Below are 23,985 nucleotides of genomic sequence, written 5' to 3'. Positions count from 1 at the left end.
ATCGAGTGCGATTACTGGAGCGGCCAGATGATGCAGGAGTTCCACGACGAACTCGAGGGCGGCAATGGTCCCGTCTTCCTCAAGATGAACCACCTGGCCGAGGAAACCATCCAGACCATCGAGACGATCCTGCATACGAACGAGCGCCCGAGCCGCGGCCGCTTCCACGAAGGCCGCGGCACCGACTACCGCGAGCAGATGGTCGAGATGCACATCTCCGAGATCGGCCTGTGCAGCGGCCACTCGGCATCCGGCGTGTGGGTCGACGAGCATGCGCGCACGACGGTGCCGGGCCTGCACGCGGCCGGCGACCTCGCCTGCGTGCCCCATAACTACATGCTGGGCGCCTTCGTCTACGGCCGCCTGGCCGGAGAAAGCGCGGCCGCATACTGCGCGGCACACGCGCTGCCCGAGGTCGACGAGGCCCAGGTCGAGCGCGAGCGCGCCCGCGTGTGGGCGCCCCTGTCGCGCGAGGACGGGCTGCCGCCGAACCAGGTCGAGTACAAGCTGCGCCGCATGGTCAACGACTACCTGCAGCCGCCGAAGGCGACGCGCAAGATGGAGATCGGCCTGCAGCGCTTCGAGATGATCCGCGCCGACCTCGATCGCCTGCAGGCGCGCAACCCGCACGAGCTGATGCGCGCGATGGAGATCCACGCGATCCGCGACTGCGCCGAGATGGCCGCGCGCGCCTCGCTGTACCGCACGGAGAGCCGCTGGGGCCTGTATCACAACCGCGTCGACTATCCGCAGCGCAACGACGCCGACTGGTTCGTGCATGTGCAGCTGAAGAAAGAGAACGGCCAGATGACCTGCTTCAAGCGCCCCATCGCCCCGTACATCGTCCCGCTCGACGACAGCGAGAAGGACGCCTACCGCCGCCTGCGCGTGCACAAGACCGAAGCCCTCGCGGCCTGATCAGGAGAACCCATGCCGACCACCATCAACATCACCAGCGTCCCCGTCACCGTCGACGAAGACAAATGCATCGCGCACAAGGGCTGCACCGTGTGCGTGGACGTGTGCCCGCTCGACGTGCTGGCCATCGACATGGTCAAGGGCAAGGCCTACATGAAGTTCGACGAATGCTGGTACTGCATGCCCTGCGAGAAGGACTGCCCGACCGGTGCCGTCCACGTCGATATTCCTTATTTGCTGCGCTGAACCCACTGGAGAACAACAAGAATGAAACTGCACCACAAACTCGTTACGCTGTCCCTGCTGCTCGCGTTCGGCAGCGCCAACGCAGCGGAAACAATCCGCGTCGCCATCGGCACCCAGGACACGACCATCAACTGCGCCACCGGCGGCCTGCTGATCCGCGAGCTGCACCTGCTGGAAAAATACCTGCCGCACGACGGCAAGTACAAGGACGTCAAGTACGACATCGAATGGAAGAATTTCACGTCGGGCGCCCCGCTGACGAACGAGATGGTGGCCAGCAAGCTGGACATCGGCTCGATGGCCGACTTCCCCGGCTCCTTCAACGGCGCGGCGCACGCCAAGGCGGGCAAGAAGAGCATCTTCATCACCGTCCTGTCGGGCAGCACGCTCGGTTCCGGCAACGGCATCGTCGTGCCGAAGAACTCGCCCGTGCAATCGCTGGCGGAACTGAAGGGCAAGACGATCTCCGTGCCGTTCGCCTCCACCGCGCACGGCATGCTGCTGCGCGCCGTGAAGGCCCAGGGCTGGGATCCGGACAAGGACGTGAACATCACGACGCAGGCGCCGGAAGTCGCCGGCTCCGCCCTGCAGGGCAGCAAGGTCGACGCGCACGCCGACTTCGTCCCGTTCGCCGAACTGTTCCCGCACCGCGGCTTCGCCCGCAAGATCTACGACGGCTCGCAAGCCCAGGCGCCCACCCTGCACGGCAGCCTCGTGGACGCGGCGTATGCGAAAAAATATCCGGAAGTCGTCGTCGCCTACCTGCGCGCCGCCATCGAAGCGGACCGCCTGATCGCGGCCGAGCCGGAAAAATACAGTGAGCTCATCGCCAGGGTCACGGGCATCGAGGCCGAGGTGAACTACCTGTTCCACGGGCCGCTCGGCCTGCAGACGCGCGACTTCACGTGGAAGCCGGAATACCGCCAGGCCGTCAAGACCTCGATCGAGACGTTGCGCCTGCTGAAGCGCACGGAGTCCGACATCGACGTCGACAGCTTCATCGACGACAGTTATCTTCGTTCGGCGTTCAGGCAGGCCGGGCTGGATTACGACAAGCAGCTGAAGAACTACGACAAGCTGCCGCTGAAGGCGAAGGATGCCGTCACCGGCAAACCGATCACGGACTTCCGCCACCTGACGCAGATCTGGGTACAGGGCGAGCCGCTCGTGCGCCACTACGCGAGCGCGACGACGGCGATCGCCGAACTGCGCAAGCTGGAACAGGCGGGCAAAAAGGTGCGCACCGTGTACGCCCACGACCAGGGCTCGGGCCTGAAACTGCTGGCCGGCGACGCCTGGTTCGTCGTCGACGGCAACGGCAAGGACGTCAGCGCCTACCTGTTGAAGGCCGACGCGCAGACGCAGGCGGCCAAGGTGAAAGGCAAGGTCGTCGACTTCGATACGCTCAAGGGCGGCAAGACCATCTGATCATGGAGTCCACCGCCACCCGCCCCATCGATCCGGCCCTGCTGCGCCGTGCGGGCCGCCTGCTGCTGCGCGCGTTGTCGCTCGTCGCCTGCGTGGCGGCCTGGCAGTGGGCCGCCACGCACCACCTCGACCTGGGCCTGGTCACGTTCCAGAACGTGCCGTCGCCCAAGGACGTACTCGACGCGGCCACCGCGCTGCTCGAATCGCCCAAGCTGGTCCTGCACCTGAAGGCCAGCGTGTGGCGCGTTTTCGCCGGCTTCGTGGCGGCGGGCGTGGCCGGCATCCTGCTGGGCCTCGTCATCGGCCGCTCGCGCCGGCTGGAAGACGTGCTGCTGCCGCCGCTGGAAGTGCTGCGCCCGATCCCGGCCGTCGCCTGGATCCCGCTGGCGATCCTGATGTTCCCGTCGTCCGAGCTGTCGATGGTGTTCATCACGTTCATCGGCGCGCTGTTCCCCATCCTCCTGAACACGATCCACGGCGTGGAAGGCGCCGACCCGCGTCTCGTCGCCTCGTCGCGCAGCCTCGGCGCCGGCCGCTGGACCATCTTCACGGAAGTGATCCTGCCGGCGGCCGCGCCCAGCATCGTCACGGGCCTGTCGATCGGCATGGGCACGGCGTGGTTCTGCCTCGTGACGGCGGAGATGATCTCCGGCCAGTTCGGCATCGGCTACTACACGTGGGCCGCGTACACGATCCAGAACTACCCGGACATCGTCGTCGGCATGCTGTTCATCGGCGTCATCGGCATGGGGAGCAGCGCGCTCGTGAAGAAGCTCGGCGATCTCGCCATGCCCTGGTACCACATGCAAAGGAGAAAACGATGAACCAGACCACGTCTCTGGAAAGCGCGCGGCTGGCGCAGGGCGGCGCCATCGAGATCGACAACCTCCGCATCCGCCTCGGCGAAGGTTCCCAGGCGTTCGACGCCGTGCAGGACGTCTCGCTGTCCATCGCGCCCGGCGAATTCGTCTGCGTGCTGGGGCCGTCCGGCTGCGGCAAATCCACGTTGCTCGGCGCGCTGGCCGGCCACTGGACGCCCAGCCGCGGCAGCATCCACGTGGATGGCGCGCCTGTGTCCGGGCCGCATCCGGACCGCGGCCTCGTGTTCCAGCAACACACGCTGTTCCCCTGGAAGAAGGTGCTCGACAACGTCGCCTTCGGCCTCAAGATGCAGGGCATCGCCCGGCGCGAGCGGCGCGAACGGGCGCGCGAGCTGCTCGGACTCGTCGGTCTGGCGGGCTTCGAGGACCGCTATCCGGTCCAGCTGTCGGGCGGCATGCAGCAGCGCGTGGAGATCGCGCGCGTGCTCATCAACCATCCGCGCGTGATGCTGATGGACGAGCCGTTCGGCGCCCTCGACGCACAGACGCGTCTCAAGATGCAGGAGCTGCTGCTGGACGTGTGGGCGCGCGTGAACACGACGATCATCTTCATCACGCACGACATCGACGAAGCGCTGTTCCTCGCCGACCGCATCCTCGTGATGAGCCCGCGCCCGGGCCGCATCATCGACGAGATCCGCCTCGATTTCGAACGTCCGCGCCACCCGGACGTCATGACGTCGAGCCACTTCACGCGCCTGAAACGCCATTGCCTGGACCTGCTGCATCCGCAGGCCAGCGTGACGCCGCTGGCGCGCCTGAGCCCACTGGGGCCTCCCTGAACCCTGCAAGGACATACCGTGACTTCCGATTTTTACGACGATCCCGAACTCGCTGCATTGGCTGTTCGCCTGCAGGACGCTGACACCACCGTGCGCCGCATCGCCCTGCTCGACCTGGCCGACCTGGACGGCGACGCCCACGTACCCCTGCTGCTGGCTGCGCTCGACGACGACGCCGCCGCCGTGCGCGCGGAAGCGGCGCGCGCGCTGGAAGCCTTCGAGTCGCCGGCCGCGGTGCGCGGCCTCGCGCGCCTGCTGTCGGACGCGGACGCCGACGTGCGGGCCGCCGCGGCACAAAGCCTGTCGGAACTGAAGCTGCCCGCGTCGGCGCGCGAGCTGCTGCCCTTCATCGACACGCACGATCCGTTCGTGCGCGCGGCCGCGTTGCGCGGCGTGCGCGAGTTGCGCGTGGCCGGCAGTTTCGACCCCGCGCTGGCGGCGCTGGAAGACGCCGATCCGCTCGTGCGGCGCGAAGCCGTCGCCGTGCTGGGCTACCTGAAACGGCAGGATGCGGTCGACGCGCTGACGCGCCTGGCCATTCAGGATCCGGTGCCGGACGTGCGCCGCGCGGCGGCCGGCGCATTGGGTTTTGCCGAACAGACGCCGAAGGTGCTGGTCGCCCTGCTTGCGGCCCTGTCCGACCCGGCCTGGCAAGTGCGCGAGGAAGCGGCGACGACGCTCGGCAAGCTGCGGCTCACCGACGCCTCTCCGGCGCTGATCGCGGCGCTGGACGACGCCTGGTGGCAGGTGCGCCTGCGCGCCGCGCGCAGCCTGGGCCGCCTGCGCAGCCGCGATGCGCTGGCCGGCCTGGTGGCGACACTCACGCACACGATCAGCAACCTGAGAAAGGAAGCGGCGCTGGCGCTGGGCGAGATCGGCGCACCCGCCGCACTGCCCGCGCTGCGCCAGGCGGAAAGCGATCCGGATCCGGAAGTGCGCAAGTCCGTGCGGCTCGCGATCCAGCAGATCGAGGCCGCGGCATGACGGCGGTGCCCGAGACCATCGAGAATCACGCGGCGCGGGGCGTGCTGGCGCTGCGCTGGCCTGACGGCAGGATGGCGGCGCTCACGCACGCACGGCTGCGCGCGGCCTGCCCGTGCTCGGAATGCCGCGCGCTGCGCCGGGCCGGGGCCACGGTGGAAGCGGATGACGCCGTGCGGCTGGCGGCGATCGAGCCGGTGGGGGCCTATGCGCTGAACCTGGCGTTCAGCGATGGGCATCGACGGGGTATCTACCCCTACGAAATGCTCGCGAGCCTGGACTAACGCAATGCCAACACATCGCTAATCTCACGCGTGGGCTCGGGGAGCCCACCCTACGTATGTGGGCGGCCGTAGGGTGGGCACCCCGTGCCCACGCGAATGTCAAAACGCGATCTCGGTTTCCAGTTCCTGCCCGAGATGCACCTCCCCACCTGCCCCGGCCACCACGATGCAATTCATGCCGAAGCAGACCGCACCTTCCATGCGCGGATTCGCGCGGTAGGTCTGCAGGATGTCGAGCGGATCCGGCCCCGGCACCCCGGTAGCCTGGTCGACGGACGGGATCGGGCAGCGCGCGCACGGTTTCACGGGCCGGATCTCGACGCCGCCCACGGTCAGCGTGGCCAGGAAATCTTCTTCGCAGGCGTCGAGGCCGTCGACGACCAGGTTCGGGCGGAAGCGGTCCATCTGCAAAGGGTGGCGGCCGGCCGCGACGAGACGCGCGTTGAGGTCGTCCAGCGATGCCTGGCCGATCAGCAGCAGCGGATAGCCGTCGGCGAAGCGCGTCTGCGCCGGCACGCCGTTCGTCCACTTGGTGCTGGTCGGACGCACGGCGTCGCGGTGGAAGCGCACGAGGCGGCACGGCGTGCCCAGCACGGCCGAGAACCAGGTGGCCGCCGCGTCGCCGCAATCGGCCGCGTCGACCGTGTCGTCCCAAATCGTCACCGCGCGCCTGGCCGCGGTCTCGTCCCACGCGAGCGGCAAGGTCAGCTCATCCATGCCGGGTGCGCGCACGTGCAGCTGGCCGTCGTCCGGCAGCGGGCGGATCAGCGCCATGCGCGGGTACTCGCGCTGCGTGAGGAACCGGCCGTCTTCCGTCACGAGCATCCATTCGCGATCGTGCACGCCCAGCGCGGACAGGCCGGATTCGAACACGGTGGCGGACCGGACGGCGATGCCGGCGCAGGACTTGATCGGATAGATGAGCAGATGTGTGAGTTTGGCCATGGATCGCTTCGGCGGAGTGGAATTCTGGGTGCAAGTCAATAGTATGCACCAAACCACAACCGCTTTCCCGTTTGCCAATTCCGAAAAACCTGCGTACACTCCGTCCCGTCGCCCGGCCACCGGCCGCGGCAACCATGCTAGGGGTCCTGCGCCGTCGTCGACGGCGTGGGTGAGAAATACCCTCCGAACCTGATCTGGATAATGCCAGCGAAGGGAAGCTACAGAGTTCCGCGTGCACGTTCGCCTGCCCGTTTCTCCGCACCTCCTTCAGCTGGATCGCCGATCTTCAGTGACCAACAAGGAGTGCACTTGAACGCCGATCCGAAATTCCTCTCCGCCAGCGCCACGGTCGATGCCGCCGCAGTCGCGCCGCTTCCCAATTCCCGCAAGGTCTACGTGACGGGCAGCCGCCCGGACATCCGCGTGCCCATGCGCGAAATCCGCCAGTCCGACACCCCGGCGTCGTTCGGCCATGAACCGAATCCGCCCATCTGGGTCTACGACACCTCGGGCCCGTACACCGATCCGGAAGCCCGCATCGACATCCGCTCCGGCCTCGACCCGCTGCGCGCCGGCTGGATCCGCGAACGCGGCGACACGGAAGAGCTGTCCGGCCCGACGTCGCACTACGGCGTCGAACGTCTGAACGACCCGAAACTGGCTGAGCTGCGCTTTCACCTGCAGCGCAAGCCGCGCCGGGCCCTCGCCGGCCGCAACGTCACGCAGATGCACTACGCGCGCCAGGGGATCATCACGCCCGAGATGGAATACGTCGCCATCCGCGAAAACCTGCGCCGCCAGGAATACCTCGCCACGCTGGAAGCCGCCGGCCCCACCGGCAAGCGCATGGCGCAGATGATCGGCCGCCAGCATCCGGGCCAGACGTTCGGTGCAGCGATCCCGCGCGAGATCACGCCGGAATTCGTGCGCGACGAGATCGCGAAAGGCCGCGCCATCCTGCCGAACAACATCAACCACCCGGAATCGGAGCCGATGATCATCGGCCGCAACTTCCTCGTGAAGATCAACGCCAACATCGGCAACTCGGCCGTGACGTCGTCGATCGGCGAGGAAGTCGAGAAGATGACGTGGGCCACGCGCTGGGGCGGCGACACCGTGATGGACCTCTCCACCGGCAAGCATATCCACGAGACGCGCGAATGGATCATCCGGAACAGCCCCGTCCCCATCGGCACGGTGCCGCTGTACCAGGCGCTGGAAAAGGTGCACGGCAAGGCCGAAGACCTGACGTGGGAAATCTACCGCGACACGCTGATCGAGCAGGCGGAGCAAGGCGTCGACTACTTCACCGTCCACGCCGGCGTGCGCCTGGCCTATGTGCCGATGACCGCAAGCCGCCTCACCGGCATCGTCTCGCGCGGCGGTTCGATCATGGCCAAGTGGTGCCTCGCCCACCACAAGGAATCGTTCCTGTACACGCATTTCGAAGAGATCTGCGAAATCATGAAGGCCTATGACGTCGCGTTCAGCCTCGGCGACGGCCTGCGTCCCGGCTCGATCTACGACGCCAACGACGAAGCCCAGCTGTCCGAACTGAAGACGCTCGGCGAACTGACGCAGATCGCGTGGAAGCACGACGTGCAGGTGATGATCGAAGGCCCGGGCCACGTGCCGCTGCAGCTGATCAAGGAAAACATGGACCTGCAGCTGGAACAGTGCCACGAAGCGCCGTTCTACACGCTCGGCCCGCTCACGACCGACATCGCCCCCGGCTACGACCACATCACGTCCGGCATCGGCGCCGCCAACATCGGCTGGTACGGCACCGCGATGCTGTGCTACGTGACGCCGAAGGAACACCTRGGCCTGCCGGACAAGAACGACGTCAAGGACGGCATCATCACGTACAAGATCGCGGCGCATGCGGCCGACCTGGCCAAGGGTCATCCGGGAGCACAGATCCGCGACAACGCGCTGTCGAAGGCGCGCTTCGAATTCCGCTGGGAAGACCAGTTCAACCTCGGCCTCGATCCGGACAAGGCGCGCGCCTTCCACGACGAGACCTTGCCGAAGGACTCCGCCAAGGTGGCGCACTTCTGCTCGATGTGCGGCCCGCATTTCTGCTCGATGAAGATCACGCAGGAAGTGCGCGACTACGCGGCCGGCCAGGGCATCGCCGAAAGCGCCGCGCTGCAGCAGGGCATGCAGGTGAAGGCCGTCGAGTTCATGAAGCGCGGCGCCGAGCTGTATCACAAGGAGTGACGCCGTGCTGGAAATCGAACTGAACGGCGCCGCACACGCGCTGCCGGAAGCGACCAGCCTGCACGACCTCGTCGAATCGCTGGGCCTCGCGGGACAGAAGCTCGCGCTGGCCGTGAACCGCCAGGTCGTCCCGCGCGAGYGCTGGCGCGAGACGCCCCTGCAGGCGCGCGACCGCGTGGACGTGGTGCGCGCCATCGGCGGCGGCTGACCCGCAGCTGCCACCTCAACGATATGGAGCAAAACATGGCAACGACAACTGCGGACCGGCCGCTCACCATCGCCGGCAAGGAATACAACTCGCGCCTGCTGGTGGGCAGCGGCAAATACCGCGATCTGGAACAGACGCGCGCAGCGACCGAAGCGTCGGGCGCCGACATCATCACGGTGGCGATCCGCCGCGTGAACATCGGCCAGCACGCCAATGAACCGAACCTGCTGGACGTGGTGCCGCCGTCGCGCTACACGATCCTGCCCAACACGGCCGGCTGCTACAACGCGAAGGACGCCGTCTACACGCTGCAGCTGGCGCGCGAGCTGCTGAACGGCCACAAGCTCGTCAAGCTGGAAGTGCTGGGCGACGAGAAGACGCTGTTCCCGAACATGCCGGAGACGCTGGTCGCCGCGCGCGAACTGGTGCGCGACGGCTTCGACGTGATGGTCTATTGCAGCGACGACCCGATCCAGGCGCGCATGCTGGAAGACATCGGCTGCGCCGCGATCATGCCGCTCGCGTCGCTGAYCGGTTCCGGCATGGGCATCCTGAATCCGTGGAACCTCTCGCTGATCATCGAACAGGCGCAGGTCCCGGTGATCGTCGATGCCGGCGTCGGCACGGCATCCGACGCGGCCATCGCGATGGAGCTGGGCTGCGACGGCGTGCTGATGAACAGCGCCATCGCCGGCGCCAGGGATCCGGTGCGCATGGCCGGCGCGATGCGCATGGCGGTGGAAGCGGGACGCGAAGCGTATCTGGCGGGCCGCATGGCGCGCCGTTTCGCGGCGTCGCCGTCGTCACCGATGGCGGGCCGCATCTGATGGACATCGGCCAGCGTCCCTGCGTGCTCGTGTGCGCCGGCCTCGATCCGTCGGGCGGCGCCGGCATCCAGGCCGACATCGAAGCGATCGGCGCCCAGGGCGCGCACGCGCTGCCGCTGGTGACGGCGCTCACGGTCCAGGACAACAACGGCGTGCGCGAGGTGGTGCCCGTCGACGGCGGCCTGCTGCTGCGCCAGGCCGCCGTGCTGGCCGAAACCATGCCGATCCGCGCGGTCAAGATCGGCATTCCCGGCAGCCGCGAGAACGCCGAGGCCATCGCCGCCATCGTGCGGATCCTGCGCACGCAGCGGCCCGGGCTGCCCGTCGTGCTCGACCCGGTGCTGGCCAGCGGCCGCGGCGACAGCCTCGCCCGCGGCGATGCGCTTGCCGCGCTGGCGCCGCTGCTGGCCGTCGCCACGCTGCTCGTGCCGAACCTGCCGGAAGCGACCGCGCTGGGCGTCGGCCAGACCGGCACCGAACTGCCCTGCCCGCACGTGCTGGTCACCGGCGGCCATGCGGACGGCCCCGACGTCGTCAACCGCTGGCTAAGCGCCACCGGCACGCGCGAATGGCGCTGGCCGCGCCTGCGCGGCGAATTCCACGGCAGCGGCTGCACGCTGGCCTCCAGCATCGCGGCCCGCCTGGCGCTGGGCGACACGATGGCGCAGGCCCTCGAACTGGGCCAGCGCTATTGCGACCGGACGCTCGCGCATGCGTACGCGATCGCGCCGGGCCAGCGCATCCCGCGCCGCATCCAACCCTGACAGGAGACCCCATGCGAGGTTTGTACCTGGTGACCCCGAACTGGGACGACACCGACCGCTTGCTGGACGTGACGGAACAGGCGCTGCGCGCCGGCGCCGCGCTGATCCAGTACCGCCACAAGGATGCTGGCCCGGCGCTGCGCCGCGAACAGGCCGCTGCCCTGCTCGCCCTGTGCCGGCGCCACGGCCGTCCGCTCATCATCAACGACCACGTGCTGCTGTGCACGGAGCTCGATGCCGACGGCGTGCACGTGGGCGGGACGGACGCGCCGCTGGCCGCCGTGCGCGGTGCCGTCGGCCCGGACAAGATCGTGGGTGCATCGTGCTACGGCGACCTGGCACTGGCACGCCAGGCACAGGACGCGGGCGCGAGCTATGTCGCGTTCGGCGGCTTCTATCCGTCGACCGTGAAGAAGTATGCGGTGACGACGCCGCCGGACATCGTGCTCGAAGCGAAGGCCACGCTGTGCGTACCGGTGGTGGTGATCGGCGGGATGACGACGGAGAACGCGCGGCCGCTCGTGTCGCGCGGGGCCGACATGGTGGCGGCGATCACCAGCGTCGTGGCGGCACCGGATCCGTATTCGGCGGCGCGGGAATTCGTCGGGTTGTTTTAATAATCGGCGACGCGTCAACGTAGGGTGGGCACCCCGTGCCCACGCGGAAGCCAACATGACGCAAACATCACGCGTGGGCACAGGGGTGCCCACCCTACGTCCTATCAGGCCTTGGCGAGCTTGAACTGCGCCAGCTCCCCGGTCAGGTAACCCACCGCCGCCCCGAACTTGTCCTTGTAATTGGCCTTGATGAGCGGATCGAGCGTCCCCTTGACATTGGCGTGGATGCCACCCCAGTCGCCTGGATGCTGGAAATTGCTCATGATGTAGGTCCAGCCATTGACGTCGTCGACGGCGTGCAGCCCCGTCGACTCGCCGCCGGCCGGCACCGACAGGAGGCGCGACAGCTGCTTCGTGTCGACGTTGTACGCCCACAGGAAGTTGTTCACGTGCTGGCTGCTGTCCTCGCCGATGAACAAGGTACGCATCTTTTCCGAGAACTTCAGGTTGTCCGGGTTGGCCACCTTGTCCGGGTTCGCCGTGTTGCCGAGCGCGTCGGCGGCCGTGTCCTCGCCCACCAGCAGGGCTTTCGTGTCGGCCGGCATCCACTCGCTGTTGATGGCATTGCCCGCCGTGTCCTTCTGGCCGCCCTTCAGGTTCAGCATCATGACGGCACCGGCGACCAGGGCCTTCGGGATCGAGACGCCGTTGCCCGGCACGTTCAGCGCATTCCCCGCCACCATCGAGCTCTGGCAATTCTGCAGGGCCGAATAGGCGATCTTGTCCTTGATGTTGACGGTGGTGCCTTCCATCTTCGTGAAGCCCATCGACGCGCCGACGAGTGCGGCGTAGCGGTGCGTCTCCAGGAACGCGGCCGCCTTCTCCATGCCGGCGTTCAGCTTGATCCACTCGATGCGGCCGTTGGCGGTGACCTTCGTGTAGCTGGCGTCCGCCGGGTCGGTGGTCTTGACGTCCATGATGTCGGCCGGTTTCAGCGACGCGGCCAGCGAGCGGATCTCGGCGCTCGTGGCGGCACCCAGCTTGATCCACGTGAGCGGCGCGGCGGTGGCGGCCGGGTCCAGCGAGAAGCCGGCGCCGACCTTGGCCACGTACAGCGTGCCAGCCGACAGGTCTTTCTCCTTGTCGGCCACGAACACGAAGTAGCCGCTGTTGGTGGCGTCGTCGCCCATGATCACGGTACGGTTGTCCGGCATCACCTGCACCAGCTCGTGCGAGATGCGGCCCAGGCAGTAGTGCTTCTTGATCGATGCCGTGCCGTCCGGATTGACCGTCACTTCCGGCAGGTGGCCGTAGTTGTACGGGTTCGCCTTCGTCTCGTCACCATACAGGTTCTTGCTGAAGGCCCTGAACTGGGCATCGGTGGCGGCGAGGTAGGCGTTCGGCTCGTATTCCTCGCTCGACAGATGCGTGCCCCACGGCGACAGGCTCGCGCCGCACGTGATCCACAGGCCGTTCACACTGGACGTGTCGACGTTGTGGTACTTCACCAGGGTCAGCTTGCCGGTGGTCTTGTCCTGGTCGAGGGACAGCACGGCGATCGGCGACGGCAGCCTGCCGTACATGTCGGTCTTGCCGTCCTGTGCCCACGTCGTGTACTCGAACTGCACGACGGCGAACACCGGGTTGCCCTTCACGCCGGCGACGTTCGCGTTCGGCACCGTCAGCAGCGACGTGCCGTCCGGCGAGTCGGAGAAGAATTGACGCTCCTTGCCGGCGACAGTCGTGTCGATGATCGGCTGGTTGTTGATGTCGTAGTAGCCGCCGGCGAGGATGGTGCCGCCGCTGCCGTTCGAGACCATGTCGCCCGTGATGAAGAACGGTTGATAGGACAGCTTGAAATCGAGCTTGCTGCTGTCGCTGAAGTTGACGGTCATCGTCGAGCCGACCGACGTCGTGGCCATCGCGGCCGCGGCGGCCAGCGTGGGCGCCGTCATCGACCCGAACGATACGCTCGCGAGGGTCACGGCCGGCGTCGCCGCGGTGCTCGTCGGGGTATCGTTGCCTCCGCCGCAGCCGGCCAGCAGCGCAGCGACACCGCCGGCGCCCAGCGGCAGCATCGGGGTGGCGCCCATCAGGCGAAGCAGGCGGCGGCGGGACAGGTCGGGATTCGGGTTCATGCGTCAACTCTCCAGATTCATTCACGGGAACGCGCTTGTGGCGCGGGATGCCCGGAGATTAGTTGACAAATATTTCACCTTCATTACAGAAATTTAATGTTGGCGGCAGCGCTCACCTGTAACCAGGATGGCGCGGAAGTCGTTCACATTGGTCAGCGTCGGACCGGTGACGACCGAGTCGCCGAGCGCCTGGAAAAAGCCGTGGCCGTCGTTCCCGTCCAGGCTTTGCATGGGCCGGATGCCCAGGTCGAAGGCCCGCTGCAGGGTGTCGGGAGCAAACCAGGCGCCGGCGATTTCCTCCTGCCCGTCGACGCCATCGGTATCGCCGGCGAGCCCGTACACGCCGGGCTCGCCCCGCAACGCGATCGCGGCGGCCAGCAGGAATTCGACATTGCGGCCGCCGCGGCCCTGGCCGCGCACCGTGACCGTCGTTTCGCCACCCGACAGCAGGATGCAGGGAGAACGAAAAGGTTGCCCGCGCCTGGCGACCTGCAACGCCATGCCGGCCATGACCTTGCCAACGTCGCGCGCTTCTCCTTCCAGGCTGTCGCCGAGGATGTGGACGGCGACGCCCGCCGCCTCCGCCAAGCGGGCCGCCACCTCCAGCGCCATCTGCGGCGTCGCCACGAAGCGCACTTCATGGCCGGCCAGGCGCGGATCGCCCGGCTTGACCGATTCGCCGGCCCCGCTGTCGAGCACCTGCCTGACGTTGGGCGGCAGCGCGATGCCGTAGCGGCGCACGATCTCGAGGGCATCGCGGCACGTGCCGGGATCGGCGACGGTCGGCCCCGACGCGATATCGAACGGTTCGTCGCCGGGCACGTCCGAGATCAGCAGGGTCACCACATGCGCCGGGTGGCAGGCCGCGGCCAGCCGCCCGCCCTTGATGGCGGAGAGGTGACGGCGCACGCAGTTCATCTCGCCGATACTGGCGCCGGACGCCAGCAGCGCGCGGCTGACGGCCTGCTTGTCCGCGAGCGTGATGCCGTCCAGCGGCAGCGGCAGCAGCGCCGAGCCGCCGCCGGAGATCAGGCACAGCACCGTGTCGTTGGCGCTCAATCCGCGCACCAGTTCGAGCATGCGCGCCGCCGCTTTTTCTCCGGCCGCGTCGGGCACCGGGTGGGCCGCTTCGACGATCTCGATGCGCTCGCACGGCACCGCATAACCATAGCGCGTGACGACCAGTCCCTCCAGCCTGCCCGGGTAGTGACGTTCCACCGCCCGCGCCATCGCCGCCGATGCCTTGCCCGCGCCGATCACGACGAGGCGCCCGCGCGGCGGCGCCGGCAGATGCGATGGAATGCATTTATCGGGCTGGGCTGCCGCGATGGCGGCGTCGAACATCGCCTTCAGCAATGCGCGCTCGCGTCCCTTGATCATATGCTTGGTACCCATATCGTTACACCGAAACGTTTTGCGGTTTCGCCAGGCCGTCAGGCGGCGGCGCGCTGTTCGCTGTCCAGGGCAGCGCACGCGGCCCGGGTGACGTCCGCCGTGGTGGCGGTGCCGCCCAGGTCGCGGGTATGCAGCGAGGGCGTGGCGGTGACGCTTTCGATGGCGCGCATCACCTGCTGCGCCGCCTCGTGTTCACCGAGGTGCTCGAGCAGCATCACGACCGACCAGAAGGTGCCGATCGGATTGGCCAGTCCTTTACCCATGATGTCGAAGGCGGAGCCATGGATCGGCTCGAACATCGACGGGTAGCGACGTTCCGGGTCGATGTTGCCGGTCGGTGCGATTCCCAGGCTGCCGGCCAGCGCGGCGGCCAGGTCGGACAGGATGTCAGCGTGCAGGTTGGTGGCGACGATGGTGTCCAGGGTGGCCGGACGGTTGACCATGCGCGCGGTGGCCGCGTCGACCAGCTCCTTGTCCCACTTCACGTCGGGGAAGTCCTGCGACACCTGCACCGCCACCTCGTCCCACATCACCATGGCATGACGCTGCGCATTGCTCTTGGTGATGACGGTCAGCTGCTTGCGCGGCCGCGACTGGGCCAGTGTGAACGCGAAGCGCAGGATGCGCTCGACCCCGACGCGGGTCATCATGCTGACGTCGGTGGCGGCCTCGATCGGGTGGCCCTGGTGCACGCGGCCGCCGACGCCCGAATACTCGCCTTCCGAGTTTTCGCGCACGATGACCCAGTTCAGGTCTTGCGGCGCGCAGCGCTTCAGCGGACCGTCGATGCCCGGCAGGATGCGGGTCGGACGCACGTTGGCGTACTGGTCGAAGCCCTGGCAGATCTTCAGGCGCAAGCCCCACAGGGTGATGTGGTCGGGGATGTCCGGGTCGCCGGCCGAGCCGAACAGGATGGCATCCTTGTTGCGCAGGGCGTCGAGGCCATCCGCCGGCATCATGACGCCGTGCTTGCGGTAGTAATCGCCGCCCCAGTCGAAGTCTTCGAAGGCGAACTTGAACTTGCGGCTGCCTGCGGCCAGCGCCTCCAGCACTTCGCGGCCTGCCGGGACCACTTCCTTGCCGATGCCGTCGCCGGGGATCGTCGCGATTTGGTACGTCTTCATATTCCTATCTCCTGTCTGGTTAAGTGAAGCCATCCCCCACTCTATGCGCTGGACGGAGGCGGAAATGGTGGACAGACTCAATCTGTCCTTAACCTCAAGTTAAGAATGTGGATGAGCAGTGGCGTACAACCGGCGGAATGAGTTTTTTCGTTTCCTTGGGCACGTGCGGCAGCCTCAGTGGCGCGGCGCGCGAACCGGGCATCAGTACGGCTGCCGTCAGCAAGCCGGCTGCCGTCAGCAAGCGCCTGTCGCAGATGGAATCCCGGTTGGGCGTGCCGCTGGTGAACCGCACCACGCGGCGCATGAGCCTCACGCCGGATGGGGAGGTGCTGCTCGAGCACGCCCGGCGGATACTGGGAGAGATTGCCGCTCTGGATCAGTTGCTGAGTGCGTCGCAAGAGATGGTCAAGGTGCTCGGCAACCTGACGACGAACGATGGAGAAATTGCCGTCAACCGGGCGCTCGACGGCCATGGCATCCTGATGCGCGCGGAATGGGATATCGAGCGCTATCTCGAGAGTCGACGGCTGGTGCAGGTGTAGCCGCAGTACCGTACGCCCGATGCCGATATTTATGCGATTTATCCGCAGCATCAGCATCAATCGGCGCAGGTGCGCACGCTGGTTGCGTTTCTGGCGCAGGTGTTTGAGGGGTTTGTGCAGCAGCGGAGCGATGACTTGGGGGATATGGAGAGGTAGCCGGGCTGGTATCGGCCGGCCTGCACCCCCGGCAAAAGCAGAGTCCTGACTCTTGCTTCTTATCAAGATCGCCCAAGACTGATTGGTTACCTTAACCGATGGAAATTCTAATCCTAGAGAACCCATCGGAGACAACACATGGGCGAAAGCCAAGCGATCGCGGCGGGTGCCGCACGGTCGGCATTCAGCTACGATGCGCAGCACGACCGGCTGCTGCGCATGCACTTCCCCAGCGACGATGGCCCCGACCGCATTCTTTTGCCGAACCGGTTGCGCGCGCACGAGGAAGTCTCGCGCTGCTTCCGCGTCGAGTCCGAACTGTTATCGGACGACGCCCAGATTCCGCTGAAGGCCATGATGGGCAGGATGGTGACGATCTCCCTCGTGCGCGAAGACGGCTCGCTGCGCCACTTCAACGGCTACGTCACCGAGTTCCGGTTCGTGCGCGCCGACGGCGGCTTCGCGTTCTATCACATGGTGCTGGAACCCTGGCTGGCGTTCGCCAAACTGCGCAAGGACAACGTCTCGTTCCACGGCAAAAGCGTCGTCGAACTGACCGAACTCACGTTCGCCCATTACCGCCAGGCCGACTGGCGTACGCACATCGTTGACGAGTTTCCGCGGATGACCTGCGCGAACCAGTACGACGAGACCGACTACAACCACTTGCACCGCCGCTGGGAAGCGCTTGGCCTGGCCTACCACTACGAGCACCGGGAGGACGGCCACACGCTCTGGCTCTACGATAAGAGTTACCTCGTCCAGCCCATCGATCCGACCGGGATCGACGATTCCGGAACCATCCCGTTCCGCGACAAGGCCGGCTCGCTTGAAGAGGACGGCATCCGCGAATGGACCGCCGTGCGCCGCCTCGGCTCCGGCCGGGTGACGTTGGCCAGCTTCGACTACAAGAATCCGGTCGTGCAGCGGTCGAGCGCCCAGTCGCTGAACGAGCAGGGCGACGTCTATCCATACGAGGTGTACGAGAATACGGGCTCGTACGGTTTCCGCACCCGTGACGACGGCGAAAAGCTCGCCTACCAGCGCATGGGCGAGCGTGACGCGAACACGCAGACTTTCGAAGCCCGCGGCAACGATCGTACCGCCCAGCCGGGCCGGTTCTTCAAGCTCGGCGGCCATTTCAGCGCCGGGCTGCGTGCGCCCAAGCGCGGCGAGCCGGCCAAGCCCAGCATCCGCAACCGCCACTACCTGATCCTGTCCGTCGACCATGAGGCCAGCAACAATTACCAGGCCGGGCCAGGTGCGCCGTCGCATTACGGGAACACATTCCGGTGCGTGCGCAAGGACATCCAGTGGCGGCCGGGGCGGCACTACAACAGCCAGCCCTGCACCTATCCCGGCATCCAGACGGCCATCGTGGTCGGGCCGGAAGGTACCGAGATCCATACGGATGGTTATGGCCGCGTGAAAGTCCAGTTTCACTGGGATCGGCTGGGCAAGTACGACGAGAACAGTTCGCCCTGGCTGCGCGTGATGTCGCCGGGCGCGGGGCGCGAATTCGGGAACGTTCGGCTGCCACGGGTTGGGGAGGAAGTGGCGGTGGTCTATCTCGACGGGAACATCGACCATCCGGTGATTCTGGGTGGGCTACATAACTACACCCATATGCCGTCTTGGAAGCTGCCGGAGCAGCGGGCGCTAAGCGGTGTGCGCAGTCGCGAATTGGGGGAAGCCGGCAGGCGTGGCAATCACCTGATACTTGACGATACGGCCGGCAAGATCCAGGCGCAGCTGAAGAGCGATCATCAGTGCAGTCAGCTGTCGCTTGGGCATATCGCCCGCATCGACGACACGTCCGGAAGAAAAGACCCGCGCGGCGAAGGGTGGGAATTAGCCACCAACGCCGTAGGTGTGGCGCGAGCCGGCCAGGGCATGCTCATCACCACGGAAGCACGGACGAACGCTGCCTCCCATATCAAGGACATGGGCGAGACGATCCAGCGGCTGTCGACTGCCGCCGAGCTGCAGGAGCAATTGACCGGGCTGGCGCAGCACTATGGCGCGCAGGAGAAGCAGGCCCCCCAGCAAGCGGACGCCGTCGAAGACCTCAAAGCCCAGAACCAGGGTATCCGGGGCGGCGGCAAGGGCGAGTTTCCGGAATTGGCCGAGCCGCACTTGGTGGTCGCGAGCCCGGCTGGTATCGAACTCAGCTCGGCGCAATCCACCCATATCGCCAGCAGCCACCATACCGCCATTACTAGCGGCAAAAGCCTCTCGATTGCCAGCGTTGACGGTGTGTTTGCCAGCGTCGGCAAGACGTTCCGGCTGTTCGTGCACAAGGCTGGGATGAAGCTGATCGCTGCTGCCGGCAAGGTAACCATGCACGCGCAAGACGATGACGTAGAGGTTATTGCCAACAAGGTGTTGAAGCTTCTGAGCGAATCAGACTGGGTCGAAATCCGGGGCAAGAAAGGCGTGAGGCTGCACGGCGGAGGCCACATGCTCGAGATCAGCGATCAAACGCAATTCTTCACCTCGTCGCCTGTGCTTTTTCACGGCAATCTGGAAACGCTTCCTCCAAAGAGTGTCTCTCAGTCCCTGAACGAGAAGATCTCCGGTTATCACTTCGACCAGGAAGTCAACTTCCTTCAAGTGGACGGCAAACCGGCAAAAGACATTCCCTACGAACTCGTACGAGACGACGGCACCGTCATGAATGCCAAAACCAGTACCGACGGCAGCACCGGGGTACAAAAAGGAACAGGGTTAGACAGCTATACGATCCGATGGAAAGGTGAACTGCCGTGAGCGATAAAAACAATCTCAACGAACGCGGCAACCATCAGGGGCATTTTACTCAAGGTGTTGGCGGCTGGGCTGAATACACGGTCAACATGACTGAAGTTGGGGACACTGTCCGGCATGATGTGGCAGTGCCGCCCGGGAAGGTAATTCCGGTCATCTTCTTGCCGGGTGTCATGGGGAGCAATTTGCGCATGAGCAAGAAGCGCCAAAACAACAAAGAATTGAATCGCACCGATAACCGTGCCTGGCGTCCTGATGACCTTCTGTCTGCCACCGGCCAATTGGATGTTTTAGGCGGTAATGGCATGGGGAACTGGTTCAAGAACGCAACACCAGCACAGCGCCAACTCGTCTTTGATCCGAACGAGACAGAAGTCGAATACTATCATTACACGGAAAGCAACAGTCGTTTCGATCCAGATGGAAAGGAAACACTGGCCGCTGATGCTCGACATAACAATGTGCCGGACTCACTCCCGCCGATTCCACCACTGATCGGAAGCCTCCCGTCCTCCGGCAACAATCAAGGTAAGAAAAGCTCACAAGCAACGCCTGCACAAGTCGCCCGCTGGAGAGGCTGGAGCGAGGTTCTGTTTGCCGGCTCGTATGGAGAAATGCTGCAAACGACCGAGTACTTTCTGAACAATATGATCATGCCTAAGCAGCTCAACCCGTGCTGGCAAAAGAATCCGACACATCCGATCACCGGGGCACCTTTGGATAGGTCATATTTGAAATATCCGCACATTTCTGAATTACTCCTGGAAGACCCGAAACATCTTGGCGCCGACTCCGGAACTGCAATTGACGAATGCGATATTAGAAAAATTTCTAAATGTTGGTACCCAGTTCATGCGATGGGCTACAACTTCCTGCAAAGCAACGGAAAGTCTGCGAGTGTAATCGCTCAACGCATTCGTGGATTAGTGAAGGGCTACCAACAACGTGGGTTCAGATGTGACGAAGTAATTATTGTAACCCATAGTATGGGGGGACTTGTCGCTCGCGCGCTACTTCACGCTGATTACGGCAATATGCTAAACGACAAAAACATCAAAGTGTTAGGAATATATCACAATGTAATGCCCACAATGGGAGCTGGAAGCGCGTACAAGAGGATGCGATTTGGCTTTCAAGATAAACCAGGGAAATTAGCAGAAATAGGGGCCAAGGTCATAGCCATCAACGGTGAGCATGCAACCGCGATCCTTGCCAATACACCCGCACCATTGGAATTACTGCCCGGCGCCGCGTACGGGAAAGACTGGCTGAAGGTAATAGACGAATCAGGCAAGACACTTTGGAGTTGGCCACGCAATGATGAGACGGCGCTTGAGAGTATTTACCTGCAATCCGAAGACGCTTGGTGGCGCCTAATCAATCCCAAATGGGTTAATCCTGCCAATATTCAAAAGGCGAAGGGTGGTGGCTTAGAAAACGTACAAAGGCGTTTAAAAAATGCAGCTGACTTTCTTCAGTCCATCGAAAATACCTTTCACCCAAACCATTGCTACGCGAGCTTCTGCGCCTCCCGCGAGCGCGTCACATACGGCGAAGTTGTCTTTAAAACACAAGATTTCCTATGGCAGCCCGGCAAAGTGCGTACGCTGCTACCACCTCCTGAAACTTGGAAGCTACTGGCTGATGATGCCAAAGGCAAGCTTACAGTTCAGGCAGGAGAGCAAAAATTATTCGTGTTGTTACAGCATCCCAACGCGCCCGGCGATGAGACCGTTCCTTCAGAACGTTCTGCGCGGCTAATCAGAGGCAATCTCTTCGTGCATGGTGAAATAAAAGGCGAAAGTTACGAGCATCAAGCGAGCTATTCGGATCCAAAAGTTCTGGCATCCATGCTTTATTCGATCGTCAAAATATCCAAGACGGCGAAATGGGAGTGAGATATGAGCATATCATCGAGATACGCAAAGAATTGGGCAGCTTTATCATTTATAGTTTGGTTACAAGCCTGCTCGCCCAACCATTCCTATAAGGAGAAAGCCGTGCCTGAACCCGTACAACTCAGCTCCCGCTTAAGCAAAATTTTCTCAAAAACCAAGCTCGCCTGCTTCGGCCGCTATGCTTTGGAAATTCCCGTGGAGGCGCAACTCGTATGGGGAAGCGCATCCTTTCCTTCTGATATCGATTCGTTTCCTGGCGACTTAAATGCAGTAATACAGCTAATTGATGACGATATTACCAAGCTAAAAGAGGACGATAAAACTGTAGAGATTACATATAACCATGCAGGCCCAATCAAAAACAGCTGGCAAATCCGATATTACCCCGGAAAAAATGCAAAATCATTGGGACTTTATTTCTTTAACACCTATATCAATAAGGGAGATCTAACGTTCGTTCTCGGCGGCGCAATTGAAAATGGCGAGACGGAAGAAACTGCGGCATCCAGGGAGGCGATGCGAGCAAAGAGCCTACGCCTGCGCACGCCAGATGAAGTTCCCATTGAACCAGGTTATTGCATCCAACATGGCTTTATGACCGGTACCGATTACAAAGATCAAGAGATGGTCAACATAGGAATCGTAATCCCAAGCCTACCAGATGTAAGTTTTTCAATAAGTTCGAATAAGAACGCATACGGAGACTATTCCCCCGAAGAGTTCGAAAAAATCCAACGACCGAAACTTTCTCTGCTCGCCCGCATCAAGGAGGCACAAGATGATCAGGGTATTCACTACCCCAACCGTACCGTCCTAAGGGAAGGAAAACGCGACGTTCACCACTGGCACGGCGAGGAATCGCTGATCAGACGCAAAGATGGCACGCACGATTTCGAATGGGCCTTGGTTGGCACACCGAGAGATGTTGCCAACCCCTCCGAGTTTAGCGCGCAGATGTACACGAAGGTCGAACATAACACTGTCGGAGCCGCCAAATCCGCATCGCTCAGTGATGACGAAGCGGTCGCCCTATGGGACAAGCTCCTCTCCGGCCTGAAGTTCCGGGTCAAGGTGCCGGGCGCTCCGGACGGCTCGTATTTCATACCGCCGGGTAAAACCGATACCGTCACTGCAGGCCGATGACTATCGAATCACACTCTCTACTCAAGAACGACTGGAGCAACATGAAACATCAAGGACGCGGCGTAATTCGCCTCAACGACAAAACCGATCACGGTGGCCAGGTCATCAGTGCATCCTCAGGCACAACCGTGATGGGCGTCGGCGCAGCACTTCAGGGAGACATGACGCATTGCCCGAAGTGCAAGGGAAACTTTGCGATCAAGCCTGATGGCGCGGGGGCACGACACGAAGGCAAGCCCTATGCATACGACGCGGACGTGACCGAATGCGGCGCAAAATTGATAACGTCAGTGTGAATTGCTCAGTAAAAGGGCGACCGTCCAGCCGCGAGCAACAGCAACGAGCAGATAGCGAATTCACCCGACCTCAAGACTGAACGCTCACCAAGCAATGAGCACCCGGGCATTGGGTTCGGAACAGGGCCACGAAGGACTGCGCAACATCCTGCTGGGCCCCGCGCAGCTTTACGAAACCTTACGGAACAGGTCCGTGCATGCGCGACCAGCGGTGCGAACTGAGGGCGGGCGAAGACCTCGACGTTGAGCGCTTGACCCCGAGCGTCTGCCCACCTCGTCGGCATTTAGACGTTGAACAGGAAGTTCAACACATCCCCATCCTTGACGATGTATTCCTTGCCTTCCGCCCGCATCTTGCCCGCTTCCTTGGCACCGGTCTCGCCCTTGTAAGTGATGTAGTCATCAAAGGAAATGGTCTGCGCACGAATAAAGCCGCGTTCAAAGTCCGTGTGGATCACGCCAGCCGCCTGCGGCGCGGTGGCGCCGATGGGCACGGTCCAGGCGCGCACTTCCTTCACGCCGGCCGTGAAATAGGTCTGCAGGCCCAGCAGTTTAAATGCGGCGCGGATCAGGCGGTCCAGGCCCGGCTCTTCCATGCCCATGTCGGCCAGGAATTCCTGCTTGTCGGCGTCGTCCAGGTTGGCGATTTCCGATTCGATCGCGGCGGAGATCGCGACGATCGGCGCGTTCTGCTTGTTGGCGAACTCGGTCAGCTGGTCCAGCAGCGGGTTATTCGTAAAACCGCTTTCCGACACGTTGGCCACGTACATGGCCGGCTTCGCCGTGATCAGGCACAGCGGCTTGATCAGTTCCAGTTCATCGGCATCCAGGCCCAGCGTGCGCACGGGCTGGCCTTCGTTCAGGTGCGGCAGCAGCTTTTCGATGATCGCGCACAGCTTGATCGCGTCCTTGTCGCCGGCGCGCGCCTTCTTCTGCTCGCGGTGCAGGACTTTCTCGGCGGTGCCCATGTCGGCCAGCGCCAGCTCGGTCTGGATGACTTCGATGTCGTCGATCGGGCTGACCTTGCCGGCCACGTGGACGACGTTCGGGTCTTCGAAGCAGCGCACGACGTTGACGATGGCGTCCGTCTCGCGGATGTGCGACAGGAACTGGTTGCCCAGGCCCTCGCCCTTCGACGCGCCGGCCACCAGGCCCGCGATGTCGACGAACTCGACGATGGCCTTGACGACGCGCTCCGGCTTGACGATGACGGACAGCTGGTCGATGCGCGGATCCGGCACCTCGACGACGCCGACGTTCGGTTCGATGGTGCAGAACGGGTAGTTTTCAGCCGGGATGCCGGCCTTGGTCAGGGCGTTGAACAGAGTGGACTTGCCGACGTTGGGCAGGCCGACGATGCCGCATTTGAGACTCATGGGAAGCTTTCTGGGTCGAATTGACTAAACCCCGTATTGTACCTCCGCTTGCCTGGCAGGACCGCAAACCGGCTTCAGAACAGGCCTTTTTCGTGCTTTGGAGGCCG

The 23,985-nt window shown here is 63.9% G+C and carries 21 protein-coding genes, 1 pseudogene and 1 riboswitch; of the genes and pseudogenes, 17 read left to right on the top strand and 5 right to left on the bottom strand.

From position 1 onward, the window contains the following. From AC1DYX_RS03105 to AC1DYX_RS03075, 7 genes are all read left to right on the top strand, one after another. The coding region (locus AC1DYX_RS03105) for an FAD-binding protein (protein ID WP_477256154.1) at window positions 1-918 on the top strand (918 nt) is incomplete at its 5' end. Between the two features lie 12 nt (window positions 919-930). After that, a complete protein-coding gene (locus tag AC1DYX_RS03100) occupies window positions 931-1,164 on the top strand; it encodes a 4Fe-4S dicluster domain-containing protein (RefSeq protein ID WP_036238885.1) in 234 nt (77 codons plus the stop codon). Between the two features lie 21 nt (window positions 1,165-1,185). Continuing rightward, window positions 1,186-2,592: an ABC transporter substrate-binding protein gene (locus AC1DYX_RS03095; protein ID WP_477256152.1), complete on the top strand. Its 1,407-nt coding sequence runs from the start codon at window positions 1,186-1,188 to the stop codon at window positions 2,590-2,592. Between the two features lie 2 nt (window positions 2,593-2,594). Beyond that, window positions 2,595-3,416, top strand: coding sequence for an ABC transporter permease (locus AC1DYX_RS03090; protein ID WP_477256150.1), 822 nt, complete (start codon window positions 2,595-2,597; stop codon window positions 3,414-3,416). Continuing rightward, a complete protein-coding gene (locus tag AC1DYX_RS03085) occupies window positions 3,413-4,255 on the top strand; it encodes an ABC transporter ATP-binding protein (RefSeq protein WP_477256148.1) in 843 nt (280 codons plus the stop codon). Before AC1DYX_RS03090 ends, AC1DYX_RS03085 begins: the two co-directional genes overlap by 4 nt. An 18-nt stretch (window positions 4,256-4,273) precedes the next feature. Next, window positions 4,274-5,239: a HEAT repeat domain-containing protein gene (locus AC1DYX_RS03080; protein ID WP_477256146.1), complete on the top strand. Its 966-nt coding sequence runs from the start codon at window positions 4,274-4,276 to the stop codon at window positions 5,237-5,239. Continuing rightward, complete coding sequence (locus AC1DYX_RS03075; RefSeq protein ID WP_477256144.1) at window positions 5,236-5,520, top strand: DUF971 domain-containing protein; 285 nt, start codon at window positions 5,236-5,238, stop codon at window positions 5,518-5,520. Before AC1DYX_RS03080 ends, AC1DYX_RS03075 begins: the two co-directional genes overlap by 4 nt. A 99-nt stretch (window positions 5,521-5,619) precedes the next feature. On the opposite strand, the gene AC1DYX_RS03070 is transcribed toward AC1DYX_RS03075, so the two are convergent. After that, window positions 5,620-6,465 (bottom strand): MOSC domain-containing protein, encoded by an 846-nt coding sequence (locus tag AC1DYX_RS03070; RefSeq protein ID WP_477256142.1) that lies wholly within the window; start codon window positions 6,463-6,465, stop codon window positions 5,620-5,622. 129 nt (window positions 6,466-6,594) lie between these two features. Then, window positions 6,595-6,698, top strand: a riboswitch (TPP riboswitch). 76 nt (window positions 6,699-6,774) lie between these two features. Between AC1DYX_RS03070 and thiC the strand changes: the two genes are divergently transcribed. Genes thiC through thiE form a run of 5 tightly spaced genes read left to right on the top strand, consistent with a single transcriptional unit; the run spans window position 6,775 to window position 11,104 of the window. Further along, complete coding sequence (gene thiC, locus AC1DYX_RS03065; RefSeq protein ID WP_477256140.1) at window positions 6,775-8,688, top strand: phosphomethylpyrimidine synthase ThiC; 1,914 nt, start codon at window positions 6,775-6,777, stop codon at window positions 8,686-8,688. A 4-nt stretch (window positions 8,689-8,692) separates the two neighbouring features. Further along, on the top strand, window positions 8,693-8,896 hold the full coding sequence (thiS, locus tag AC1DYX_RS03060) for a sulfur carrier protein ThiS (protein ID WP_477256138.1): 204 nt from the start codon (window positions 8,693-8,695) through the stop codon (window positions 8,894-8,896). Between the two features lie 35 nt (window positions 8,897-8,931). Further along, the gene (locus AC1DYX_RS03055) at window positions 8,932-9,723 is read left to right on the top strand and encodes a thiazole synthase (protein ID WP_477256136.1); all 792 of its coding nucleotides are present in this window, start codon (window positions 8,932-8,934) and stop codon (window positions 9,721-9,723) included. Continuing rightward, entirely contained in the window at window positions 9,723-10,487 is a 765-nt protein-coding gene (gene thiD, locus AC1DYX_RS03050; protein ID WP_477256134.1) for a bifunctional hydroxymethylpyrimidine kinase/phosphomethylpyrimidine kinase, read from the top strand. The genes AC1DYX_RS03055 and thiD overlap by 1 nt, the downstream gene beginning before the upstream one ends. 11 nt (window positions 10,488-10,498) lie before the next feature. After that, entirely contained in the window at window positions 10,499-11,104 is a 606-nt protein-coding gene (gene thiE, locus AC1DYX_RS03045) for a thiamine phosphate synthase (RefSeq protein ID WP_477256132.1), read from the top strand. A 104-nt stretch (window positions 11,105-11,208) separates the two neighbouring features. Here thiE and AC1DYX_RS03040 read toward each other — a convergent pair whose 3' ends face one another. The 3 genes from AC1DYX_RS03040 to AC1DYX_RS03030 form a co-directional block, all read right to left on the bottom strand. Then, on the bottom strand, window positions 11,209-13,182 hold the full coding sequence (locus AC1DYX_RS03040; protein ID WP_477256130.1) for a PhoX family protein: 1,974 nt from the start codon (window positions 13,180-13,182) through the stop codon (window positions 11,209-11,211). A 93-nt stretch (window positions 13,183-13,275) separates the two neighbouring features. Further along, window positions 13,276-14,577, bottom strand: coding sequence for a glycerate kinase type-2 family protein (locus tag AC1DYX_RS03035; RefSeq protein WP_477256128.1), 1,302 nt, complete (start codon window positions 14,575-14,577; stop codon window positions 13,276-13,278). 38 nt (window positions 14,578-14,615) lie between these two features. Next, the gene (locus AC1DYX_RS03030) at window positions 14,616-15,701 is read right to left on the bottom strand and encodes a tartrate dehydrogenase (protein ID WP_477256126.1); all 1,086 of its coding nucleotides are present in this window, start codon (window positions 15,699-15,701) and stop codon (window positions 14,616-14,618) included. 111 nt (window positions 15,702-15,812) lie between these two features. On the opposite strand from AC1DYX_RS03030, the pseudogene AC1DYX_RS03025 reads away from it, so the two are divergent. The 5 genes and pseudogenes from AC1DYX_RS03025 (at window position 15,813) to AC1DYX_RS03005 (ending at window position 22,502) form a co-directional block, all read left to right on the top strand. After that, window positions 15,813-16,399, top strand: a pseudogene (locus tag AC1DYX_RS03025) (LysR family transcriptional regulator). A 138-nt stretch (window positions 16,400-16,537) separates the two neighbouring features. Further along, window positions 16,538-19,168, top strand: a complete 2,631-nt coding sequence (locus tag AC1DYX_RS03020; protein WP_477256124.1) for a type VI secretion system Vgr family protein — start codon at window positions 16,538-16,540, stop codon at window positions 19,166-19,168. After that, window positions 19,165-21,063 carry an esterase/lipase family protein gene (locus tag AC1DYX_RS03015; protein WP_477256122.1) on the top strand — a complete coding sequence of 633 codons (1,899 nt, stop codon included), beginning with the start codon at window positions 19,165-19,167 and terminating at the stop codon, window positions 21,061-21,063. The genes AC1DYX_RS03020 and AC1DYX_RS03015 overlap by 4 nt, the downstream gene beginning before the upstream one ends. Before the next feature lie 102 nt (window positions 21,064-21,165). Beyond that, window positions 21,166-22,206, top strand: coding sequence for a T6SS immunity protein Tli4 family protein (locus AC1DYX_RS03010; RefSeq protein ID WP_477256120.1), 1,041 nt, complete (start codon window positions 21,166-21,168; stop codon window positions 22,204-22,206). Between the two features lie 41 nt (window positions 22,207-22,247). Then, entirely contained in the window at window positions 22,248-22,502 is a 255-nt protein-coding gene (locus tag AC1DYX_RS03005; RefSeq protein WP_477256118.1) for a PAAR domain-containing protein, read from the top strand. Between the two features lie 284 nt (window positions 22,503-22,786). Here AC1DYX_RS03005 and ychF read toward each other — a convergent pair whose 3' ends face one another. Next, the gene (gene ychF, locus AC1DYX_RS03000; protein WP_477256116.1) at window positions 22,787-23,878 is read right to left on the bottom strand and encodes a redox-regulated ATPase YchF; all 1,092 of its coding nucleotides are present in this window, start codon (window positions 23,876-23,878) and stop codon (window positions 22,787-22,789) included. Between the last annotated feature and the right edge of the window lie 107 nt (window positions 23,879-23,985).

The sequence above is a fragment of the Massilia sp. P2_C2 genome (genome assembly GCF_056404615.1).
The sequence above is the reverse complement of the archived record's forward strand: the minus strand, read 5'-3'. Positions and strand labels throughout refer to the sequence as shown.